The organism is Enterococcus sp. DIV0436a, from assembly GCF_051711605.1.
Lineage (GTDB): Bacteria > Bacillota > Bacilli > Lactobacillales > Enterococcaceae > Enterococcus_B > Enterococcus_B faecium.
In genome coordinates, this window is record NZ_JBIONA010000001.1 from 711,694 (window position 1) to 733,884 (window position 22,191).

At 34.9% G+C, this 22,191-nt stretch carries 19 protein-coding genes and 6 pseudogenes; 22 read left to right on the plus strand and 3 right to left on the minus strand.

The features are described 5' to 3' along the window. Positions 1–89: 89 nt before the first annotated feature. From IGL15_RS03325 to IGL15_RS03335, 3 genes are read left to right on the plus strand one after another with little or no spacing between them, the layout of a single operon-like run. Positions 90–704, plus strand: coding sequence for a TIGR01906 family membrane protein (locus IGL15_RS03325; protein WP_002319974.1), 615 nt, complete (start codon positions 90–92; stop codon positions 702–704). 15 nt (positions 705–719) lie between these two features. After that, positions 720–1,085, plus strand: coding sequence for a BlaI/MecI/CopY family transcriptional regulator (locus tag IGL15_RS03330; RefSeq protein ID WP_002307652.1), 366 nt, complete (start codon positions 720–722; stop codon positions 1,083–1,085). Further along, positions 1,069–3,519 carry a heavy metal translocating P-type ATPase gene (locus tag IGL15_RS03335; RefSeq protein ID WP_096705370.1) on the plus strand — a complete coding sequence of 817 codons (2,451 nt, stop codon included), beginning with the start codon at positions 1,069–1,071 and terminating at the stop codon, positions 3,517–3,519. The genes IGL15_RS03330 and IGL15_RS03335 overlap by 17 nt, the downstream gene beginning before the upstream one ends. Positions 3,520–4,084: 565 nt before the next feature. On the opposite strand, the pseudogene IGL15_RS03340 reads toward IGL15_RS03335, so the two are convergent. Further along, a pseudogene (locus IGL15_RS03340) lies at positions 4,085–4,204 on the minus strand (transposase); the annotation flags it as partial. A 181-nt stretch (positions 4,205–4,385) separates the two neighbouring features. Between IGL15_RS03340 and IGL15_RS03345 the strand changes: the two are divergent. Then, positions 4,386–4,583 carry a heavy-metal-associated domain-containing protein gene (locus IGL15_RS03345; protein WP_002346517.1) on the plus strand — a complete coding sequence of 66 codons (198 nt, stop codon included), beginning with the start codon at positions 4,386–4,388 and terminating at the stop codon, positions 4,581–4,583. A gap of 65 nt (positions 4,584–4,648) precedes the next feature. Next, positions 4,649–5,608 carry an IS30-like element IS6770 family transposase gene (locus tag IGL15_RS03350; protein ID WP_002324287.1) on the plus strand — a complete coding sequence of 320 codons (960 nt, stop codon included), beginning with the start codon at positions 4,649–4,651 and terminating at the stop codon, positions 5,606–5,608. 96 nt (positions 5,609–5,704) lie between these two features. On the opposite strand, the gene IGL15_RS03355 is transcribed toward IGL15_RS03350, so the two are convergent. Then, positions 5,705–6,613: an IS982-like element ISEfm1 family transposase gene (locus IGL15_RS03355; protein WP_002295743.1), complete on the minus strand. Its 909-nt coding sequence runs from the start codon at positions 6,611–6,613 to the stop codon at positions 5,705–5,707. Between the two features lie 123 nt (positions 6,614–6,736). Between IGL15_RS03355 and IGL15_RS03360 the strand changes: the two genes are divergently transcribed. From IGL15_RS03360 to IGL15_RS03380, 5 genes are read left to right on the plus strand one after another with little or no spacing between them, the layout of a single operon-like run. Then, positions 6,737–8,320, plus strand: a complete 1,584-nt coding sequence (locus tag IGL15_RS03360; RefSeq protein ID WP_002375819.1) for a multicopper oxidase family protein — start codon at positions 6,737–6,739, stop codon at positions 8,318–8,320. Positions 8,321–8,347: 27 nt separating this feature from the next. Continuing rightward, a complete protein-coding gene (locus tag IGL15_RS03365) occupies positions 8,348–9,028 on the plus strand; it encodes a response regulator transcription factor (protein WP_002294790.1) in 681 nt (226 codons plus the stop codon). Then, positions 9,028–10,422, plus strand: a complete 1,395-nt coding sequence (locus IGL15_RS03370) for a sensor histidine kinase (protein ID WP_002307657.1) — start codon at positions 9,028–9,030, stop codon at positions 10,420–10,422. The genes IGL15_RS03365 and IGL15_RS03370 overlap by 1 nt, the downstream gene beginning before the upstream one ends. Before the next feature lie 14 nt (positions 10,423–10,436). Then, positions 10,437–10,643, plus strand: a complete 207-nt coding sequence (locus tag IGL15_RS03375) for a hypothetical protein (protein WP_002307659.1) — start codon at positions 10,437–10,439, stop codon at positions 10,641–10,643. Between the two features lie 20 nt (positions 10,644–10,663). Continuing rightward, the gene (locus tag IGL15_RS03380) at positions 10,664–11,260 is read left to right on the plus strand and encodes a YdhK family protein (protein WP_079993992.1); all 597 of its coding nucleotides are present in this window, start codon (positions 10,664–10,666) and stop codon (positions 11,258–11,260) included. Positions 11,261–11,365: 105 nt separating this feature from the next. Here IGL15_RS03380 and IGL15_RS03385 read toward each other — a convergent pair. Then, a protein-coding gene (locus tag IGL15_RS03385; RefSeq protein ID WP_094850654.1) for an IS3 family transposase occupies positions 11,366–12,492 on the minus strand; the annotation gives its coding sequence in 2 pieces (ribosomal slippage) (positions 11,366–12,264 and positions 12,264–12,492; 1,128 coding nt in all). Positions 12,493–12,569: 77 nt separating this feature from the next. Between IGL15_RS03385 and IGL15_RS03390 the strand changes: the two are divergent. The 12 genes and pseudogenes from IGL15_RS03390 to IGL15_RS03445 form a co-directional block, all read left to right on the plus strand. Then, a pseudogene (locus IGL15_RS03390) lies at positions 12,570–13,568 on the plus strand (heavy metal translocating P-type ATPase); the annotation flags it as partial. A gap of 84 nt (positions 13,569–13,652) precedes the next feature. Then, positions 13,653–13,859 (plus strand): copper chaperone TcrZ, encoded by a 207-nt coding sequence (gene tcrZ / locus IGL15_RS03395; protein WP_002335389.1) that lies wholly within the window; start codon positions 13,653–13,655, stop codon positions 13,857–13,859. Between the two features lie 138 nt (positions 13,860–13,997). After that, positions 13,998–16,130: a copper-translocating P-type ATPase TcrB gene (gene tcrB, locus IGL15_RS03400; RefSeq protein WP_002346660.1), complete on the plus strand. Its 2,133-nt coding sequence runs from the start codon at positions 13,998–14,000 to the stop codon at positions 16,128–16,130. A 224-nt stretch (positions 16,131–16,354) separates the two neighbouring features. After that, positions 16,355–17,035, plus strand: a complete 681-nt coding sequence (locus tag IGL15_RS03405; RefSeq protein ID WP_002346958.1) for an IS6-like element IS1216 family transposase — start codon at positions 16,355–16,357, stop codon at positions 17,033–17,035. 53 nt (positions 17,036–17,088) lie between these two features. Next, positions 17,089–17,202 (plus strand): annotated as a pseudogene (locus IGL15_RS03410) (Txe/YoeB family addiction module toxin); the annotation flags it as partial. 76 nt (positions 17,203–17,278) lie between these two features. Beyond that, complete coding sequence (locus tag IGL15_RS03415) at positions 17,279–17,608, plus strand: AbrB/MazE/SpoVT family DNA-binding domain-containing protein (RefSeq protein ID WP_002292678.1); 330 nt, start codon at positions 17,279–17,281, stop codon at positions 17,606–17,608. Continuing rightward, positions 17,598–17,885 (plus strand): type II toxin-antitoxin system RelE/ParE family toxin, encoded by a 288-nt coding sequence (locus tag IGL15_RS03420; protein ID WP_002311051.1) that lies wholly within the window; start codon positions 17,598–17,600, stop codon positions 17,883–17,885. The genes IGL15_RS03415 and IGL15_RS03420 overlap by 11 nt, the downstream gene beginning before the upstream one ends. 285 nt (positions 17,886–18,170) lie before the next feature. Further along, positions 18,171–19,028, plus strand: coding sequence for a ParA family protein (locus tag IGL15_RS03425; protein ID WP_002292680.1), 858 nt, complete (start codon positions 18,171–18,173; stop codon positions 19,026–19,028). Next, positions 19,029–19,577, plus strand: coding sequence for a hypothetical protein (locus IGL15_RS03430; protein WP_002292681.1), 549 nt, complete (start codon positions 19,029–19,031; stop codon positions 19,575–19,577). Between the two features lie 373 nt (positions 19,578–19,950). Next, a pseudogene (locus tag IGL15_RS03435) lies at positions 19,951–20,166 on the plus strand (thermophilic serine proteinase); the annotation flags it as partial. Positions 20,167–20,352: 186 nt separating this feature from the next. Continuing rightward, positions 20,353–21,704, plus strand: a pseudogene (locus tag IGL15_RS03440) (S8 family serine peptidase). Then, a pseudogene (locus IGL15_RS03445) lies at positions 21,677–22,186 on the plus strand (IS30 family transposase); the annotation flags it as partial. The pseudogenes IGL15_RS03440 and IGL15_RS03445, both read left to right, overlap by 28 nt. Positions 22,187–22,191: the final 5 nt, after the last annotated feature.

Below are 22,191 nucleotides of genomic sequence, written 5' to 3' on the forward strand. Positions count from 1 at the left end.
CTTTTTGACAGATACATTGGTACACATTTTCTACACAAGTTTTTTTATCATTATATTAAAAGGAGTGATCTAATATAAATATTAATTTAATGAAAAAAAGCATGCTATTTCTATTATTTTTTGTCTTTGCTTTATCCCTCGCGATTACATTGACAATCAACTTCCCTGGTTTGCTCAAAATCAATTTATTCTTTCAAAGCGATATAAATTTTCAAAACTGGAGTAGATCTCAAGTTAATCAAGATTTTAGAAATTTAATGGGCTATTTAAATAATCCTTTTCAAAAAGAATTGGTTTTTGATAATCTATACGTCTCAGATCGCGGTATAAACCATTTTAAAGATGTTAAATTTTTGTTCCAGCTTAACTATTCATTGCTTCTTTCTACGAGTAGCGTTCTTTTATACCTAAACAGGAAAAAATTAGTAACGCGTGATCAAGTCAGAGAAATCACTAGTTTAATCAAGTGGATGATAATATCAGTCTGTGTAATGGCACTTCTGTTTTTTGATAAAGCATTTGTGCTTTTTCATCAAGTATTTTTTGACAATGATGATTGGATGTTTGACTATCGTACAGATCCAATTATCAGTTTTTTACCGGAAACATTTTTCTTTTTATGCTTTTTATTAATTGTAACTATAAGTGTTTCTACTTTGACAACAATTCATCATTTGTTTAATAAAGAAGAACGTACTTTATGAATAGCCTAAGGAGGGATGGTCTTGGTCGAACACAAAATACAGGTATCGAATTCAGAGTTAGATGTTTTAAAGTTTATCTGGAGATATGAACCGGTAACATGTGGTTTAATAACACATGGAATGCAAGAGCGTAATAGTTGGCATCCCTCCACAACAAAAACGTTAATAAGAAGGTTGTTAGATAAAAATGTGATCACGTTTAACACTTCAAAAAACCAAAGATACTACACTTCACTGATTAAGAAGCAAGAATTTTTAGAAACCGAAATACAAAGGTTACTTTCTGGAATGGATGAAGGTTGTATCTCAGAAGTAAGCTACTATTTAAACGGATTGGTTAAACGTTCTGACACGGAGGAATTCAATGATTTCAAAATATAATCTTTATGGAATGACTTGTGCAGTTTGCGCAACAACAATAGAGAAAAAAATTCATGAGTTGGATGGAGTATATTTCGCTAAAGTTAACTTAACAACTGAGGTTCTAAAATTGGAATATGATGAAGGTGTTTTGTCTAATCATACAGTTATAACAGCTATTCAAGACATTGGTTATGACGCTGAGATTCGAAAAAAAACTGAGATAAAGGTATTTGGAATAAGTGGAATGACTTGTGTGTCCTGCGCTAACAAAATTGAAAATGTAGTTAAATCAATGACTTATGTCAAATATGCCAACGTAAATTTTGAAGCAGAAAAACTCTCGGTAATATCAACTGACCCTTCAGCGGTTGCAAAAATAAGTGATGTTGTCAAAATTCTTGGATATCAGCTATATGCTCTTTCTGAAGATGAGGAACAAGTAATATATAAAACAAAAGAACAAGAGCAACAGCAACAGAAGCTAAGGCGAAGATTTATCACGTCAATGCTATTTACAATTCCTATTATATATGTTGCTAGTGCAAATATACTTGAGTTACCCCTATTTGAAATAATTGATCCTACGACAAACCCTAGTTTTTTTTCGATGACGCAATTAATACTTACCGCTCCGGTTATATTGGCCAATAAAGACTATTATAAAATTGGATTTTCCTCACTCATGAAAAAACATCCGAAAATGGACACATTAATTGCTTTAGGTACAAGTATTGCTTTGTTATACGGCATCTTTGCAACAATACAGATTATATTGGGAAATTATCTCTATACAAAAGAGCTCTACTTTGGAGCATCAGCAGTGATATTAACGTTAATCAGACTAGAGAAATACCTAGAGTTGGTGACGAAAGATAAGACATCTGAAGCAATACAAAAATTAATGAGGATGACTCCCAAAACAGCGAAAACTATCAGACATAATAAGGAACAGACTGTTCCTATTGAATCAGTTTTAGTAGGAGATGTGATCATAGCAAAACCAGGAGAGCGTTTGCCACTGGATGGTATTGTAATAAGTGGTAAGTCTTTAGTTGATGAATCTATGCCTACAGGTGAAAATCTTCCTGTTGAAAAGAAAGCTAATGACCGAGTAATAGGACCCAGTAAAAATAAAAATGGCGTAATAAGATATGAAACAACTCATATTGGTAAAGACACCACTTTAGCTCAAATAAGCAAACTAGTGGATGATGCACAATCTTCGAAAGCTCCAATCGAAAAACTGGCTGATATCATTTCAAGTTACTTTGTATATATCATTATTGTAGTTGCGATTGGATCTAGTCTACTTTGGGTGCTATCTGGACAAAGTATTTCGTTTTCATTCTCAGTCTTAATTTCAGTTTTAGTTATAACATGTCCTTGTGCATTCGGTTTAGCTACACGGACAGCTATTATGGTCGGTATGGGAAAAGGCGCTGAAAATGGTATCTTAATTAAAAGTGGTGAAGCTTTAGAAACAACTCATCACGTAAAAACAATATTATTCGATAAAACTGGTACGATTACAAAAGGAAAACCTGTGGTAACAGATATAATACTTGCAGAAAATATGGATAGAAACTTTCTCTTGTTTTTAGCGGCCTCTGCTGAAAAAGCATCCGATCATCCGCTTGGGGAGGCAATTGTAAAAGAAGCCGAAATCGTGGGGATTGATCTGGTTGAACCTAGTATATTCGAATCTTTCTCTGGATTGGGCGTTAATGCTATATTGAAAGGTACCGAAGTAAGTTTAGGAAATGAAGAGTTCTTTAAGCAGTTGAATATAGACATTAGTAAATTTAAGTTAATTTCAGATAATTTAGTATCTAAAGGAAAGACACCAGTGTATATTGCAAATGATCGTATCTTTCTCGGAATAATTGCGATTGAAGACACTATAAAGCCAGCAAGTGCATTAGCAATTCAAAAGTTGAATAAACTTGGCCTCAATGTGGTTATGCTCACGGGTGATAATAAACTTACTGCACAGGCAATAGCTAATCAAGTTGGGATCACCAACGTTATTAGTGAGGTATTACCTCAAGAAAAGGCCTACTATGTTAAAATGTTGCAGTCAAAAGAACATAGGGTTGCAATGGTAGGTAATGGGATAAACGATGCACTTGCCCTCGCTCAAGCGGATATAGGTTTTGTGATGGGTTCTGGTACTGATATAGCGATGGAATCTGCGGATATAATATTGATGAACGACGATCTGCAATTGCTAATGTCCACGATTGATTTAAGCAAAAAAACAATTTGGAATATAAAGTCAAATTTGTACTGGGCATTTGCTTATAACATGTTAAGTGTTCCAATAGCGATGGGTGTTTTGAACATTTTTTGGAGGCCTTTATTAAGCCCGTTAATTGCAGGAGTTGCTATGAGTTTTAGCTCAATAACAGTACTTTTAAATTCACTTCGCTTAAAAAACTTCAAAGTCAAATAGGAAAGGTGATTGTCTTATGACTGAACATTTACAGCCCTTATTTATTAGTGGAATGGCTTGTCTAGGATGCGCCGGAGAAATTAAGTATGCATTAGAAAAGAATCCCTAATTTCTGTTAGGAAAGTAAATCTCGAAGAAGGTTTAGTAACTATTGCAACAAAGACAGATTTATCAATTAGCGTTATTAATCAATTGTTGAAAAATACGAATTATAAGGCATTATAAGTTTGGTGAATCATCACATTAAATATGTGAATTCTTATGGTAAGAAAGTTCCTCTATATTCTACTTTTTTCAAATTGAGATATATAGAAAAACCAGTTTTTTAAATTTATTCACTGCTTTTTGTGCATAAGTATATGTTGAATCCAATGGACGGATTTCTGAGAGGCATTTCATGTTTTTTTGAACTCAAAAATCCTTTGGAATCCCAATGTAGGTTTTTGGTATTAGTTGAAATGGATTTTCACTTGGTAGTAGAGGAGGGTAGAGAGGATTGTGAAATTCTTATGTAGAACAATTATTTATTTGAATAGGAGGAAGAACTATCCAAAATAGCAGTTCTAAACTTATATTTCATATTAGGATGCTTATCGAATATCATCATAGCACTTCTACCTGTTAGGATATTCATGAAACTCGAAACCTATGTTTTGGGCGCGATACTTAGCGATATATGTCCATGATATGCAATCATACACTAAACAAATCAATCTGTATCTATCCTATATTTAAAAGCTCTAAAACAAACTCTATACATGGTTTCTCCATAAATTTTCCTTATGATACTTGTAAGACAATTCTTAAAAGATTGATTAGATTAGTAAATCCAATATAGGCGACTTTTTTAAGAAAGAAGGAATTTTATGATGAAATATTTGCAAATAGTGGTTATTGACGGAATGAATTGCTCAAGGTGTGCATCAAAAGTAAGAAATGCTTTGGAAGCAGAGCCAACAGTCAGTGTAAAAATAGTTGATTTGGCTAGAGGTACAGTTACTTTCGATGCTGATTCAAAATTAACTTTAACATTCGCGAATTGTAAAATTAAGTTAGAAAAATAAAAAGGCATTTATGGTACACTCAAATTGTATTTCCGACGAAAGAAAACAAAGGAGTGTAACCATAAATGACCTACAAACATCTTACCATAGACGAACTGACAATGATAGAATCATATTATCTTCAACATAATAAGCCGGTTGAAATCGCTAACCGAATGGGACGTGCTATACAAACTATTTATAATGTAGTCAATAAGTTCAAGCAAGGCAAGACTGCTCTTGATTATTGGCACCAGTATAAAGAAAATAAGAAAAAATGTGGTAGAAAAGTCATTCAATTACCTGCTCATGAAGTAGATTACATTAAAGAGAAAGTCACTCTTGGTTGGACGCCTGACGTCATTATCGGGCGAAAAGAAAGGTCTGTTTCATGCGGTATGAGAACACTTTATCGTTTATTTTCTAAAGGAATATTTGATATTGACACACTACCGATGAGAGGTAAAAGAAAACCCAATGGCCATCAGGAAAAACGGGGAAAACAACAGTATCAGCGCTCAATCCATGATCGATCTGATAATTATCCTGATTTCAATTCTGAGTTTGGTCACCTTGAAGGTGATACGATCGTTGGCATTCATCATAAAAGTGCCGTCATTACTTTAGTTGAAAGATTATCTAAAGTCATTATCACGATTAAACCCAACGGCCGTAAGGCATTAGATATTGAAACTGCCCTTAATCAATGGTTTTCTCGCTTCCCTAAAAACTTCTTTAAATCTATTACGTTTGACTGTGGAAAAGAATTTTCTAACTGGAAAGCCATTAGTAACCAACATGATATTGATATATATTTTGCGGACCCTGGAACACCTTCTCAACGCCCATTAAACGAGAATTCTAACGGGATTCTGCGTCGTAATGGACTGCCGAAATCAATGGATTTTAGAAAAGTGAATCAGACATTTATTTCCAGTGTCAGCAATCAACGTAATCATATTCCAAGAAAATCATTGAATTACAGAACACCAATCGAAATATTTTTGAGCTATGTACAAGAAGCATTTTATTCTAGCTTAATTTGACAAATCATAATTCTTAAATCAACTACTAAAAAATACAAAGTATACTGTAACTAGGGATATATCTATATAAGTATAAACCCGTGGTGCTAGTTAATTTTAATATCCTAAAGAATATCTCAAAGTTCCTTCAAAACGTCGTTGTGCTCGACTTAATAGAACACTGTAAGCCAGTAATATGCTTTCAAATCTACTCTCTAGCCCTTTAACAGAACGTGAGTTGAAATTTTGACAACCTAATTTTTCTAAGGAAGAAAAAACAGTCTCAACTGTTTTTCTTTGTTTTCCAAGTAAGCTGTGGTCTAGTTTTTCTGATTTATCCATGTTTTTACGTGGCGGAACGGATATAGTAATGCCCTTAAGGGCAAGCTTTTCATGGATTTTATGGCTAATATATCCTTTGTCCCCTAGGATATTGGGAAGATTCGCTTCTTCCGATAAAGTCTCTAACACTTTCACGTCATGGACACCTGGATTCGTGATTGAGTAAGTAATCGGAAAGCCAGTCTTAGTAACGATCATATGAATTTTAAGACCATAAAAATAAGATTTTTTTGTTGAGTTATAGCCAACTTTGGCTATTTGATTCAATAGTTTTGCTTGTCTATTTCTAACTGGTTTACATAATGGACTAGGAAAACTATCTATAATTCCGACTAGTTCACCTTTGGTGAGCTTCTTGATGAAAAAGTATCGAATAATCTTGATAGTGTAAGCTAAGTTTGAACTTAAGCGAGTGAATCGACTCCTACTAGGAAAGTCACCATTAGGAAATAAGACGGAACAAACCGCTCTATACGTGGCTCTTTGGCTAGTATAGCCATTAATTATGCCCCATATAACACAAGCAATAATCACTGTATCGCGTTGCTTCAGTTGATCAGTATTTCTTCGGTTTTTAATCTTATCTGGTACACAATTGTGGTATATGTTAGAAACAGTTCTCATAATTTCCTTGAATGTTATAAAAGTATCTGTATAATGTTCAGTATATTTTGATGAACGCATATGTAGTCCTCATTTCTTGGGAGTTTTGAGACTACTATATGCGTTTTTTTGTTGATTTACCAACATGTTTAGACATTTTCCTCTAGGAAAAAATTAACTAGCACCACGGGTAAGTATAAGTATATGTGGGGGAATCAACACAAAATCTCCACATATTTTTTTTATGGTAACTACATAATAGATATGGGAGATGATGGGTTGAAGAATAATAAATATATTTGGTTAGCAGCAACAATATCAATGTTGACCCTAGGCGGTGTTTTCATATTGATTCAACAGCAGAACAAGGAGGAGCATGCTGAAGTTGTCTTTCAAGAAGAACAACGACAAATCTCAAGTAGAATGTCCAATATGATGGGGGATAATCAAGAAGCTGATTTGAAGGTAGTACACCAAACGGAGAGACAACTATTGATTCCCCCTGTTCTTGAACCATCTTCAAAAAGCAAAGAAAATGTGATATATGATATAGTTGCTCAAAACGGAGAAGTTCAAATAATGGATGGAGAAAAAACTGAAACATTAGGCTATAACGGGGATTTTTTAGGACCAGTTATTAGACTGAAAAAAGGTCAAAAAGTTACTATCAATACAAACAATAATCTTGATGCTAGCACATCTTTTCATTGGCACGGTTTGAAAGTAGCTTCTGATGCAGATGGAGGTCCACATCAGATTATAGAAGCAGGACAGAAAAAAAGTGTAACATTCGAGGTTGATCAAGAAGCTTCTACACTCTGGTTTCATCCCCATCCGGAAGGAGAAACAGCATCTCAAGTTTATAAGGGTTTAGCAGGTTTGATGTATATTGATGATGACAACTCAAAATCATTAGATTTACCTTCCAAATATGGTGTCGACGACATTCCCTTGATTGTGCAAGATAAATCTTTCAGCTCCACTAATCAAATTAACTATGAAAATGATTTTAACTCTGATGGAACAAAAGGGGAGACGTTGCTTACTAATGGCACTATCAATCCATATATTGAGATAAAAAACCGATGGATGAGGTATAGAATTGTTAATGGATCTAATTCAAGAAACTTCACTTTTACTTTGGATAAAGATGAATCATTCTACCAAATTGCTACAGATGGTGGTTTTCTGAATACTTCTGTTAAACTTAGTAAACTACTTTTAGCCCCCGGGGAAAGGGCAGAAATATTAGTGGATACTCAGAATTATAAAAAAGGTGAGGTAATTCATTTACTAGCAAATAATTTGGTTGCCTTGACAATGAGAATTGAGAATACGATAGAAAACAAAGAGTTTACTCCCTCTGATAGTCTAAATACTATTAGTACTTTAGATGAAAAGAAATTGGAAGATTTAGCAAGACAAAGTATTAATTTAAGAGGAATGTCTCACATGGTAAACATCAACAATAAGCAATTTGATATGGAAAGAATAGATTTATATAAAAAATTAGGTACTCAAGAGATTTGGGAAGTTAACAATATTAGTAGTATGATGGGAGGCATGATTCATCCGTTCCATATCCATGGTGTTCAGTTTCAAATTTTATCTAGAGATGGAAATCAGCCCGCACTAAACGAGCAAGGATGGAAAGATACTGTGCTGGTAAATCCGGATGAAACAGTAGAACTTCTTGTGAAATTCGACCGTGAAGGTATTTTCATGTATCATTGTCATATATTAGAACATGAAGAGTATGGAATGATGGGACAAATGGAAATTAAATAGAAAATAATTTAAGAAGGATGATTGTCTATGAAAATTCTTATTGTGGACGATGAAGAAAAAATATTAGAAATTATTGATGCCTATCTAGTTGCTAATCATTATTCAGTTTATAAAGCAATAAGTGGCGCAATGGCATTGGAAAAGTTCGAGAAAAATAATCCTGATTTAGTTGTGTTAGATTTAATGCTTCCGGATACTGATGGATTGACTGTGTGTAGAAAAATCAGAGAAGTATCAAATGTACCAATTATAATGTTAACAGCTAAGTCTGATGAGGATGATATTCTTACTGGTCTCAAGTTAGGTGCCGATGACTATATGATTAAACCATTTAGTCCCAAAGAATTAGTTGCGAGAATACAAACTGTATTGCGCAGAACTGAGACCTTATCAAATCCTAATAAGCTTTCTTCAAGTAATGGGGAATTGATAGTATATCCTGAAAGTCGCCAAGTTTATCTACATCAAGTGGAATTAAACCTCACAACAACTGAATTTGATATTCTACACGCCCTAATATCCACACCTAATAAAGTCTTTTCTCGTAGTGATTTGATAGAGAAAGTTAAGGGAATAGAATTTGATGGACTAGATAGGAGCATCGATTCTCATATAAAAAACTTAAGACATAAAATTGAGAATGATGCTAAATCACCTATGTATATTTTGACAGTCCATGGTACAGGATATAGATTTGGTGGCCACTAATGAGAAAAAGAACGATAAAAACTCAATTAGTTCTTTCCTTTTTAGCAATCGCAACATTAATAATAGGATCGATTAGTTTAGTCGCATTAAGTTTGACGAACAATCATTTTAGTAAATACGTAGAAGAGCGACAAGAAGATTTGTTGAATCAGTATGTATATACAATTGATTTATTGTGGTTAAATAGTGGAGAAACATGGAACAGCGAGGAACTTGCAGCACTTTCTGAGAAAGCATTAGAAAATAATATTTATTTTTCTATAGAAGACGAACAAGGCAACATGGTTTGGGAACTTAAAGGAAAAAATTTGAAGTCAGCACAGGACAAACTGAAAAAAAATGCCTTGAAAGTTTCTGAGAAAAAAAGTGTGAAACTAGACGAAACAATAGAAGCGAAAAAGAAGTTAATTAATGATGGAAACGAGTTTGGAAAAGTAACGTTTTATTATTTCGGACCTTTTGCTTATACTGAGCACGATGCCTTGTTTATCTCCAGTATGAAACAAAGTTTAATGTATGTTGCTATTGCAGCTCTTCTTGTATCATTTATACTTGCTTCGTGGATCTCTGCTAGATTAGGATTACCACTAAAGCATGTAAGCGACTTTACACATAAATTAACCCGTGGGGAATATGCTGATAAAATCCCACAAGAAACTTCAATTATTGAAATTAATTCCTTGATTGATTCCCTAAATGATTTAAGTAATCAGTTGGAGAAACAGCATGGACTTCGAAAAAGATTAACTACTGATATTTCACATGAATTAAGAACTCCATTAGCTACCCTTAAAGGCAATGTGGAAGGAATGATTGACGGAGTCTGGAAAATAACTCCCGAGCGCCTACAATCTTGTTATGATGAAATAGATCGTCTAACTCGTTTAATTGGAAATATAGAAGTAATCAACAAAATTGAAGCAAAATATGATCATTTAAATAAAACTGAGTTTAACATATATAAGTTGATTGAATCCGTTATTGAAAATTTCGCCAGCAAAATTGAGTCAAAAAACCTTCATGTTGAAATCCAAGGGGATAACATCAATATATCTGCAGATAAAGATAAAATGAACCAAGTTGTTATCAATCTTTTGAATAATGCTATTAAATTTACGCAAAAGGAGGGAACCATTAAGTTTTCTATAAGTAAAAATAAAGACCATGTTCTTTTAATTGTTGAAGACAACGGCATCGGTATAGAAAAAGATCAGCAACTTCATATTTTTGATAGATTTTATATGGCTGACCCCTCCAGAAGTAGAGCTTTAGGGGGGCAAGGTATCGGATTAGCTATTGTAAAGAGCGTTGTTGAAGCGCATAAAGGTAGTATAACTGTAAAAAGTAAATTAGGTCTAGGAACTAAATTTGTTATAAAGTTACCATTTCAATAAAGGAGGAGAGTTATTTGTTTCAAAAACAGATAAAAATTGCTAAACTAGTATGTGAATGTTGGGCAAAAAAAATATTTTTTCAACTGATTTCGATAGATAGTGTCGAAAAAGTTCATTTAGATATCTTATCAAATTCTGTAGTAATCTTTTCTAAGAAGGACTTATCAATAGCTACAATTAAAAAAGAAGTTTTTGGATTACAAATTTATGAGATGACCTAAATGTGATTAATTAAAGGAGGATGAAGACAGTGAAAAAGATGATAAAATTAGTATTTGCAAGTCTTGGAATTATTGTATTTTTAGGAGCGTGTAGCAATCAAAGTGAATCGAATAATTCTAAAAGCACAAACGAGGAATCGACTTCTACAGCGTCTAGTGAAATGAATAGTATGGAGGGAATGAATCACGAAGGTATGGTTCCTTCTTCAATGAAAGATGCTGCGAACCCTAAATTCCCGGTGGGAAGTAATGTTATACTGCTAGGCGATCATATGGAAGGGATGAAAGGTGCAAATGCTCAAGTTGTAGGGGCCTTTGATACTACAATGTATGAAGTAAGCTATGAGCCAAAAACTGGGGGACCAATGGTTAACAATCATCGATGGGTAGTACAAGAAGAGTTAAAAAATACTGAGACTGTAGCAAATGAGGGCGATACTGTTATCTTGAATGCCGATCACATGGATGGGATGATGGGAGCTGAAGCAAAAGTAGATAAATCTATTACAGGAACTGTTTACGTTGTTAATTACACTCCAACCGATGGTCAAGAAGAAGTTAAGAATCATATGTGGGTAACTGAAGATGAGATGGAATATGACGAAAATAATGAGTAATTTTATATACTAAACCAATGAAAATTTAGGGCTCTTTGTCAAATGATGTTGGTAAAGAGAAATTGGATTTGAGTCAATATCTTGGACACATTTTAGTAGAGACGGTTAAGCCATTTTTTCTTTTGCTAATTCTTCAAATTCCTGTGGGGTTAGATAGTGAATCGAGCTATGGATTCGATTTCGGTTATAAAATCCTTCAATGTAGCTAAATAGCGCTCGATTTGCTTCTTCAAAATCTGAGTAGCTAGTCGTGTAGACTTCTTCTTTTTTCAATGAGGCATGGAAAGATTCGATTCCAGCATTATCATAAGGTGTTCCTTTTCTACTATAAGAATGCCTTATTTTGTTGGTTTTAAGCCATTGTTCCACTTCTCTTGCTGTGTATTGGCTGCCCAAGTCAGTGTGTAGAATCATTCCTTCTGGAATGTGATAATGTATTTTTGCTTTATTCAATGTTTGAATGACACAATCCACAGTCATTCGTTTTGAAAATGTATAACTAATAATTTTTTTCGTGTGTAAATCCATGATTGAAGATAAGTAACACCAACCATTTTTCTTAGTAGGAATGTACGTAATGTCAGCTGCCCATTTCTCACAGATCGTTTCAGTAGAAAAGTCCTGATTTAAGAGATTCTCTTTTGAAATGATCGGTTTATTAGACCTTTGAGGTCTATATTTTTTAACTACAATCGACCTTAAATTTAATTGTTTCATTAGCTTTTGGACATGTTTAAGAGATACTGAAATCCCTTCTTTTAATAAAACTTGATGGATCTTTGTGGCACCATAGCGTTGTTTATTCGTAAAAAAAATTGTTGAAATCTTCTTTTTCAACTTATTATTTCTGATTTCTGTAGCTGTCAACGGTTTATTCTTATAAAAATAATAGACACTTCTAGGGATTTCTAATAACCGACACAACAAAGAAACAGTGTAATCCTTACACCATTTTTCAATAAATTGAACAAGCGAATTTAGGTTTTCCGAGAGAATATGGCTGCGGCTTTTTTTAAGATTTCAAGTTCCTCATTTAAACGAGCATTTTCTTTTCTCAGTTCAGCTACTTCTTTTCCAGTCAGTCCTGTGGACTGATCAGGTAAATATAAATTCTTCCATTTGTAAATCGTTGCTTCAGATAAGCCATATTCTTTCGCTAACCCTCGAACAGAACGTCCAGTTTGATTCAGTTCAACAATCATTTGTTTAAAATTTTCTTCATATCGGGTCATAAAAATTCATCCTCTCGTAGATAAGTTTAATTTATTCTTGTCTCTACGAAAAGCTGTCTAAGATTTGATACTAACACCAAAGTGGTGAGGCGTTAGAAACCACTCATAATTTAGACACGATTGTATTTGATAAAACAGGGACACTGACAGAAGGTAAACCTATCGTGACGGATATTTTGGTAACTCCTCTTATTACTAAAGAAAATCTTTTATATTATGCAGCTTCTGGTGAAACAGGTTCTGAACACCCATTAGGCGAAGCCATCGTACAAAAATCAAAAGAAGAGAACATGACATTAGCTAAACCAGATCATTTTGAAGCGATTCCTGGACACGGGATTCGAGTTGAAATTGAGGGCAAAGATATGTACATTGGAAACCGTAAACTGATGCTAGAGCAAAAGATTGATTTATCAAGCATGGAAAAAGAATCCAATCGTTTAGCAGACGAAGGAAAAACACCGATGTATCTCTCTGTTGATGGAGAACTAGCTGGAATTATCGCAGTAGCTGACACACTCAAGGAAAATAGTATGAAGGCTGTTAAAGAACTTAGAAGACGCGGTGTTGAAGTAATCATGATTACTGGAGATAACAAACGTACAGCCAAAGCGATTGCTAAGCAAGTGGGTATAGACAGTGTATTAAGTGAAGTATTACCTGAAGATAAAGCAGAGGAAGTCAAAAAACTACAAGAGGCAGGCAAGAAGGTAGCGATGGTTGGAGACGGCATTAACGATGCACCCGCATTAGCTCAAGCAGATATCGGTATTGCAGTTGGATCAGGTACAGACGTGGCGATTGAATCGGCTGATATTGTCCTTATGCGTAATGATTTAACCGCTGTATTGACTGCGATTGATTTAAGTCATGCAACGCTACGAAACATTAAACAAAACTTGTTCTGGGCTTTTGCTTACAACCTTGTAGGTATTCCAGTCGCGATGGGTCTCTTGTATATTTTTGGCGGACCATTGATGAATCCAATGTTTGCGGCAGTCGCCATGAGTTTCAGCTCCGTATCGGTCTTGCTCAATGCTTTACGGTTAAGACGATTCAAACCAGCAGTTGTTTAGAAAACACGTAGCTTATCTGGGATTTAAACTTCTTCCTATTCTAATAATAGGAGAAGATAAAAAAATAAAAAGGGGAATAGAATAATGAAAAAAGAAGTCTTATTAGATGGCGTAAAATGTGCAGGTTGTGCCAATACAGTGCAAGAAAAATTTTCAGCTATTGAAGGGGTTGAATCTGTAGAGGTTGATTTAGCGACTAAAAAAGCAGTACTTGAAAGTCAAACAGAGATTGATACCGAAACGCTCAATGCTGCTTTAGCAGAAACTAACTATTCAGTATTAAGTGTATAAAGTACGAATACCATTTATTCATAGATAGTAGATAGAGATAAAATATAGAACCCTTTTCATGAGAATTATATGCAGTGTTAGATGAGAAAGTTCTAAAATTTTAAAATCAGTCTCTAATATAATAAGGAGGAATTAAAAATGAGGAATAACAAAAAGCATTCGTCACATAGTCATCATAATCACGGCGACATGGATCACTCAAAACACGACCATAATGAAATGGAACATAGTCAGATGGATCACAGCAAGATGAATCATAGTGCGATGGATCACAGCAAGATGAATCATAGTCAGATGGATCACAGTGAAATGGATCATGGCGCAATGGGAGGGCATGCCCACCACCATCACGGTAGCTTTAAGGAGATTTTCTTGAAGTCACTCCCATTAGGAATTGCAATCTTACTCATTACTCCTATGATGGATATTCAGTTGCCTTTCCAAATCATCTTTCCTTATGCAGACGTTGTAGCAGCTGTATTGGCAACAATTCTATACATTTATGGCGGAAAACCATTCTACATGGGTGCGAAAGATGAGTTTAATTCAAAAGCTCCAGGCATGATGTCCTTGATTACTTTGGGAATAACGGTTTCTTATGCCTATAGTGTTTACGCAGTGGCCGCTCGATATGTAACTGGAGAACATGTCATGGACTTCTTCTTTGAGTTTGCAACGTTAATTTTAATCATGTTATTAGGACACTGGATTGAAATGAAGGCATTGGGTGAAGCAGGGGACGCGCAAAAAGCATTGGCTGAGTTGGTGCCGAAAGATGCTCATGTTGTTTTAGAAGACGATTCGATTGAGACGCGCCCTGTGTCTGAACTTCAGGTTGGAGATGTTATCCGTGTTCAAGCAGGAGAAAATGTTCCAGCTGATGGTATCATTATTCGCGGAGAATCCCGTGTAAACGAAGCGCTTGTGACTGGGGAATCGAAACCAATTGAAAAAAATCCCGGAGATGAGGTCATCGGTGGATCAACCAATGGTGGCGGAGTCCTCTATGTGGAAATAAAGCAGACGGGCGATAAGTCCTTCATTTCTCAGGTTCAGGCATTAATCAGTCAAGCTCAAGGCCAATCTTCTCGAGCAGAAAATCTTGCACAAAAAGTTGCAGGATGGCTCTTTTATATTGCGGTTATTGTAGCGCTTATTGCCCTTGTTATATGGATGATTATCGCTGATGTACCAACGGCAGTTATTTTTACAGTCACCACATTAGTTATTGCTTGCCCGCATGCCCTGGGTCTGGCTATTCCATTGGTGACTGCTCGTAGTACCAGCTTAGGGGCCAGTCGGGGATTATTAGTGAAAGACCGGGACGCTTTGGAGTTGACTACAAACGCAGATGTTATGGTTTTAGATAAAACTGGAACTTTAACAACTGGTGAGTTTAAAGTATTAGATGTTGAACTCTTTAATGATAAATATACGAAAGATGAAATCGTTGCCTTATTGTCAGGTATCGAAGGTGGATCTAGTCACCCTATCGCTCAGTCAATTATTAGTTACGCAGAACAGCAAGGGATACGTCCAGTAAGTTTTGATTCGATTGATGTTATTTCTGGCGCTGGTGTAGAAGGTCAAGCTAACGGACATCGTTATCAATTAATCAGTCAAAAAGCATATAGACGTAATCTGGATATGGATATTCCAAAAGGAGCAACCCTCAGTGTCTTAGTAGAAAACGACGAAGCAATCGGTGCTGTAGCTTTAGGGGATGAATTAAAACCGACAAGTAAAGACTTAATACAAGCCCTTAAAAAGAACAAGATTCAGCCGATTATGGCAACGGGTGACAATGAAAAAGCGGCTCAAGGAACTGCAGAAATTTTAGGTATTGATTATCTAGCTAATCAATCTCCTCAAGATAAATATGAATTAGTTGAAAAACTTAAAGCAGAAGGAAAGAAAGTTATCATGGTCGGTGACGGGGTCAACGATGCACCTTCTCTTGCATTAGCAGACGTTGGTATAGCTGTTGGTGCCGGAACTCAAGTAGCATTGGATTCAGCCGATGTCATCTTGACACAGTCAGACCCTGGCGATATTGAATCCTTTATCGAGTTGGCTCAGAAGACCACACGTAAGATGAAAGAAAATCTTGTTTGGGGAGCAGGGTATAACTTTATCGCGATCCCAATAGCTGCAGGAATACTAGCACCAATTGGCATAACATTAAGTCCAGCAGTCGGTGCCGTCTTGATGTCACTTTCGACTGTAATTGTTGCCATCAATGCTATGACATTGAAATTAGATCCAAAATAAACAGTTATTTGGCACATGAAATAATTGAATGACCTTATCGTGTAAAAATACAATAGTTTCACAGGAAAGGAAGAGATGAAATGATTTAAAAAATCATCTCTTCCTTTTTTAGTTTATAAGGAGGAAAAATTATGAGGCTAGTCCTTTTAGGGTTCTGTTGCAAAGTTTTAAATCTACTATCAAATAAGGTAGAATAATAGAAAAAGATAGCAGGAGGAATGACGATGAATCATTTTAAAGGAAAGCAATTTCAGCAGGATGTGATTATTGTAGCCGTGGGATACTATCTTCGTTATAACCTTAGCTATCGTGAAGTTCAAGAAATCTTATATGATCGTGGCATTAACGTTTCTCATACGACGATTTATCGTTGGGTGCAAGAATATGGCAAACTACTCTATCAAATTTGGAAAAAGAAAAATAAAAAATCCTTTTATTCATGGAAAATGGATGAAACGTACATCAAAATTAAAGGAAAATGGCATTATTTGTATCGAGCCATCGGTGCAGATGGTTTAACCTTGGATATTTGGTTACGTAAAAAACGGGACACACAAGCAGCCTATGCTTTTCTTAAGCGGTTAGTGAAGCAGTTTGATGAACCGAAGGTTGTAGTCACAGATAGAGCCCCCTCTATTACAAGTGCCTTTAAGAAACTAAAAGAATACGGCTTTTATCAAGGGACAGAACATCGTACCATTAAATACCTGAATAATTTGATTGAACAAGACCATCGTCCAGTAAAGAGACGCAATAAATTCTATCGAAGTTTACGCACTGCCTCTACCACGATTAAAGGCATGGAAGCCATTCGAGGATTATATAAGAAAACCCGAAAAGAAGGCACTCTCTTCGGGTTTTCGGTCTGTACTGAAATCAAGGTATTATTGGGAATCCCAGCTTAAATCATAGATACCGTAAGGGATTTTATTCTTTATTTAAAACTTTGCAACAGAACCAAGGTAGGTATTTTAGAAGATTGAATAGACAACACCGGGTTGTTTATAAGGTAGATGAAGATGTACACGTGGTTGAAATTTATTCAGCAAGGACGCATTACGAGTCACAGTAATTACTTGTAAATACATTATCTCGTGGTATAATGTATTTACTAAGTAATTACATACTGTTAGAAATGAGGGATTTAAATGATTACAAAAACAAGAAAACAAGGCAATTCAATCATGTTGACAGTACCTAAAGATTTTAATGTTCCTAATGGAGTCGAAGTTGAAGCAAAGTTGGTAGAGAATGGTATTCTTTATGAATTTGTTGAACCACAAAAAGAATTTTATGATTTTAGCGAAGATATTTTGTCTGATATAATTGCAGAAGGCTACGATAAAGATGAGATTCTTGTAGAATTTAAGAATAGAAAAAACAAAATGCATTCTTCCTTTAGAGATATTGCTGAAGATACACTTACTAATTCTAAAGTAATGACTAAAGAGGAGTTGGCAACAGAAATTGGCTTATGAAATCGTTCCTTCAAAACATGTCATTAAGTATTTAAAAAAGCTAAAAGAGAAGCCATTGAAAGAAAAATTTTTGAATTTAATTTATGATGAAATTGCGATTGATCCATATAAGGGTGAACAAAAAACTGGGGGTTTATCAGGTATTTGGTCTAGTGGGTTCAAATATGCGGGCACAACATATAGAGTAGCTTACGAGATTATAGAAAACAAGGTTATTCCAGTATTGTTATGTGGAACGCATGAAAACTTTTATGAACAGTTGAAAAAATTAATCTAGTGATTTGTTGTCGTTCTTAAGAAGGACGGCTTCTTTTTTATCGAAAATCTGATTCGTCTACATGACTAAAGTCGCGAGTATTCTCTGCTTCTCGATAAATTAAATAACGTCATTACTTTGAGGAAAGCTATAAATCAATATATTTCAGCTTTTCCTTATTTATGTACTACCTTTTACTTATTAATTATAAGGTAGTACATATATATCTTTTTTTTGGTAGTAACTAAAAATAAATATGTTATAATAGTATCAAATGAATATTGCTAAAAGAAAAGAGGTAGGAACGTGGTAGCGAAGAAATATGTAATCGGTAATTTTAAAGGTGGCGTAGGTAAAAGCACGTGCGCGCAAATGTTAGGGTTTGAATCAGCAGTTAATGAAGGAAAAAGAACCTTGATAATTGACTTGGATATGCAAGGAAATACTTCTGATGTGATGAACTTAACGCATATGAACTTCACTAACGAAGAAGGAGGCGGAGAAGGTGAACCGATTGTTTACGAAAATACTGTGACTGACGTGTTGATAAACAATCTTCCACCTAAAGAGGCCGTCTATAAAGTAATCAATAACCTCTATATACTTCCAGCAGACATGTCCTTTGAAATGTATGATGATTGGATCAAAGACCAATATAATGATTCATTATCCCAATTCAAATATATGAAAGAAAAGCTAGAACCATTATTTGATGAGTTTGACGTCATCTATTTAGATGTTCCACCTTCTATTTCTGTATATAGTAAATCCGCGATGTACATTGCGGACTGGGCAATCGTCGTCTTGCAGACCCAAGTAAAATCGATGAGAAATGCGATGCAATATCTTGAGTATATGGACTTTTTTGTGAAAGAATTTGATACAAATTTATATGTTGCTGGTGTTATTCCTTTCATGTTGGAAAGCGGTGACGCAGTAGATCAGGAAATGTATAAACAAGCCCAAGAGATTTATGGGGAACATTTGATTAAAAATGTTGTACTCAAAAATGCGCGCTTAAAACGATACGACGGATCAGGTATTACGATGGAGAAGACAAAGAAAGGTCTCTTAAAACAATGGGATCGCAAAAGCCACGAATTATTTATCAGTATTTTGAAAGAATTGGAAGAACACGAGAATTGGTATGCGGAGGTGGAGTAATTGGCTGACATCAAAGGACTTGATATTTTTGGGAACAACAAAGGACTCGCCAAAATAAAAAAAGAAGCAGAAGCAAAGAAAAAGCAGCAAGCAATTACACCATCTGAAAATAAGCAATTAGAAGTGCACCAAGTTCAAGAAATAAAAACTTCCTCCAATGTTGAAAGACAGAGTAGAGGAAGAACAAAAAAAGTTGGCGCACCAATCAGAAAGTTTGATAAGGTTTATTCTACCAAGCATCCTTTAAAACTGTCGACTTTGTTAAATGCGACTTCCAGAGTTTTAGTAGAAAAGTATGAGACTAATATGACAAGAGATGAATTGCTTAGAAAAGCTTTAGATGAGTATATTAAACAGAATCTTACGCAAGAAGATAAGCAAGATTTGTTTAATGACGTGGTGAAAGAACTAGACTTGTTCAGAGAAAAATATCCAATTGTTCCAGAATTAGATGATCGTGGAGAAATAATAAGAACTACCAGTCAGATAAAACAAGATACCGAAGACTCACTGCGCAAAGGGTGGGGAATGAATAATAAAGTTAGATAATAATCAAAGAAGAACTAAGTAACTACCTTTAAACGGTAGTTACTTAGTTCTTCTTTGATTTGCGTGAAATAGAGAGGATTTATTTTTCTGGTTACGTGATTAAAAAATCCAAAAAATGAGCATAGGAACGGTTATGATTTTAGGGTGTGTTTTAATGAGATATTGTAATTTCATTAACAAGTGTATGATAATCTGTTGTTGAGTTAGTAAATAAGTAATAGAGCTAACTCTAAAATAAAACTATTAGGAGGAGATGTAGGTGAAAAAGTTTAAAAAGAAAATATATTTAGGATTGGTTGTTGGGGTGAGTATGTTTGGGTTCATGGCTCATACTAAACAAGTAACTGCAGATACTAACCAAAAAGAAAGGATTATGAGCCAATTAGATGACTCTCAAATAGAGTATGTACCCAATGAGCTAATTGTCAGTTTAAAGGCTACACAAAGAATTTTAACAGAGAAAAATAAACCGCAAAATTTATTGGGTGTAAAAGTTATGGTGGAAAAAGATTTGACTCTTAGGACAAATGAAAGCGATTATAATAAGCGAGATCAAGTATTATTAGTGAAATTGAACGAAGAAATTAGTGTGGAAGAGGCAGTAAGAACATTTAATGCTTCTGATATGGTCAATTATGCAGAGCCAAACTATGTGGTTGAACTAGAGCCGTTGAATGATGTTGAGGAGCCAAATACAACTGATTCTTTAGGAAATCGATCAATTATTCTTAACGATCCTAATTGGAGTAAACAAGCTAATTTAAGAGAGATTAGCATGCCATCCGCTTGGGAAGAAACCAAGGGTTCTAAGGATGTGAAGGTAGCGGTCATTGATTCAGGAATTGATTATCAACATGAAGATCTTTCTGGAAATGTAGATGAAAGTTTGAGATACGATTTTTTTGACGATGATACAGATCCTATGGATACTATGGGACATGGACACATATTGCCGGGATTATTGGTGCTCAAACAAACAACGAATTAGGTGTTGCTGGAATAAATTGGGATGTTACGATGGTACCTATACGTGTATTTGGTAGTAGTGGAGGTACCAGTTTGGCAATCTTAACTGAAGCTATTAATTATGCATCCCAAAAAGGGTTTCCAATTATCAATTTTAGTATAGGTAGTGTTGTTTATAGCAGTACAGAAGAAGCAATTAAAAACTATCCTGGATTATTCGTAGCAGCAGCTGGAAATAATGGGATAGATATGACTGATAAACCTTTTTACCCAGCTTCTTTGGATATACCTAATATTATTACTGTAGGAAATTCTAGTGGTTATGAACGAAGTTCTGATTCAAATTATAGTAAAACAGGTGTTGATTTATTCGCTAGAGGGTTTCGTGTTTTTAGTACATTTCTAGGAAGTAAATACACGTATATGTCAGGTACCTCGATGGCAACACCTCATGTCACTGGTAGTGCTGCATTAGCATTGTCACTAGATCCTGATCTATCTACTGATGAATTAAAAAAAATCATTTTAAATAGTGTTGATTCATTTTATGAACTATCTGATTTATGTCTTACAGGGGGAAGACTAAATACGAATAATGTCGTACGACAAGTAACGGGTAAACTTACTGCATCTAATATCACATTAAGATTAAATAGTGAATGGTCAGATGAAATTGCTAAAGAGATGTGTCACGTTCACTGGATTGACCAGTCAGGAAATGATTTGACGGATCAAGTGGTTGTTCTAAAAAACGAAGTGGATACATCTAACTTTGGCGATTACGAAGTAGTATTTGCATCACCTGATTTAACAGATCAAATCTCAGTTACAGTGACCGTACCTCGATTACGTAAACTTACGCTAGGAAAAGAAACAGCAACCATTGATATTGGTTCCGCATGGGATAGTGTCATAGCCATTAATACTTTTCAAGTGAAAGCTATAGATGATTTTGGGAATGATGTTACAAATCAAGTACAGGTTACTATTAATGCTGATATAGATACAATTAATTCAATTCAAGCAGTGATTAAGTTTGAAGTTCCAGAATTAGGCTTAGCCCAAATTGGTAGACTGAATATTACTGCAAAAAATAGTACAATCAATGGATTGAATGAAGTTAGCATCGAGCACGTAAAAAAGATTATGTCGTTTTCGTAGAAGAATTTGGACATTTAGAGGGTGATACGATTGTCGGCATCCACCATAAAAGTGTCGTCATCACACTCGTTGAGCGACTTTCAAAAGCCATTATCGCCTTGAAACCAGAAGGCCGTAAGGCAGTTGATATTGAAAATTCGATTAATGAATGGCTTCAATCCGTACCCAAAAATCTTTTCAAATCAATTACCTTTGATTGTGGAAAAGAATTCTCTAATTGGAAAAGTATTAGTAATACGAATGATATTGATATTTATTTCGCAGACCCAGGAACGCCTTCCCAACGGGGATTAAATGAACATTCAAACGGACTCCTCCGAAAAGATGGACTACCAAAAGAAATGGACTTCAACCAAGTCAATCAAGGATTCATCTCATCCGTTGCGTCCAAAAGAAACCATATCCCTAGAAAATCACTAAATTACCAAACACCATTAGAAGTTTTTTTGAGTTACGTAAATGGAAAGTTTTGTCTCGCTTAATTTGA

Coding starts and splice junctions, on each gene's coding strand:
- IGL15_RS03325 (WP_002319974.1), top strand. CDS start 90: ATGAAAAAAAGCATGCTATTTCTATTATTTTTTGTCTTTGCTTTATCC.
- IGL15_RS03330 (WP_002307652.1), top strand. CDS start 720: ATGGTCTTGGTCGAACACAAAATACAGGTATCGAATTCAGAGTTAGAT.
- IGL15_RS03335 (WP_096705370.1), top strand. CDS start 1,069: ATGATTTCAAAATATAATCTTTATGGAATGACTTGTGCAGTTTGCGCA.
- IGL15_RS03345 (WP_002346517.1), top strand. CDS start 4,386: ATGATGAAATATTTGCAAATAGTGGTTATTGACGGAATGAATTGCTCA.
- IGL15_RS03350 (WP_002324287.1), top strand. CDS start 4,649: ATGACCTACAAACATCTTACCATAGACGAACTGACAATGATAGAATCA.
- IGL15_RS03355 (WP_002295743.1), bottom strand. CDS start 6,613: ATGCGTTCATCAAAATATACTGAACATTATACAGATACTTTTATAACA.
- IGL15_RS03360 (WP_002375819.1), top strand. CDS start 6,737: ATGTGGGGGAATCAACACAAAATCTCCACATATTTTTTTTATGGTAAC.
- IGL15_RS03365 (WP_002294790.1), top strand. CDS start 8,348: ATGAAAATTCTTATTGTGGACGATGAAGAAAAAATATTAGAAATTATT.
- IGL15_RS03370 (WP_002307657.1), top strand. CDS start 9,028: ATGAGAAAAAGAACGATAAAAACTCAATTAGTTCTTTCCTTTTTAGCA.
- IGL15_RS03380 (WP_079993992.1), top strand. CDS start 10,664: ATGAAGACAGTGAAAAAGATGATAAAATTAGTATTTGCAAGTCTTGGA.
- tcrZ (WP_002335389.1), top strand. CDS start 13,653: ATGAAAAAAGAAGTCTTATTAGATGGCGTAAAATGTGCAGGTTGTGCC.
- tcrB (WP_002346660.1), top strand. CDS start 13,998: ATGAGGAATAACAAAAAGCATTCGTCACATAGTCATCATAATCACGGC.
- IGL15_RS03405 (WP_002346958.1), top strand. CDS start 16,355: ATGAATCATTTTAAAGGAAAGCAATTTCAGCAGGATGTGATTATTGTA.
- IGL15_RS03415 (WP_002292678.1), top strand. CDS start 17,279: ATGATTACAAAAACAAGAAAACAAGGCAATTCAATCATGTTGACAGTA.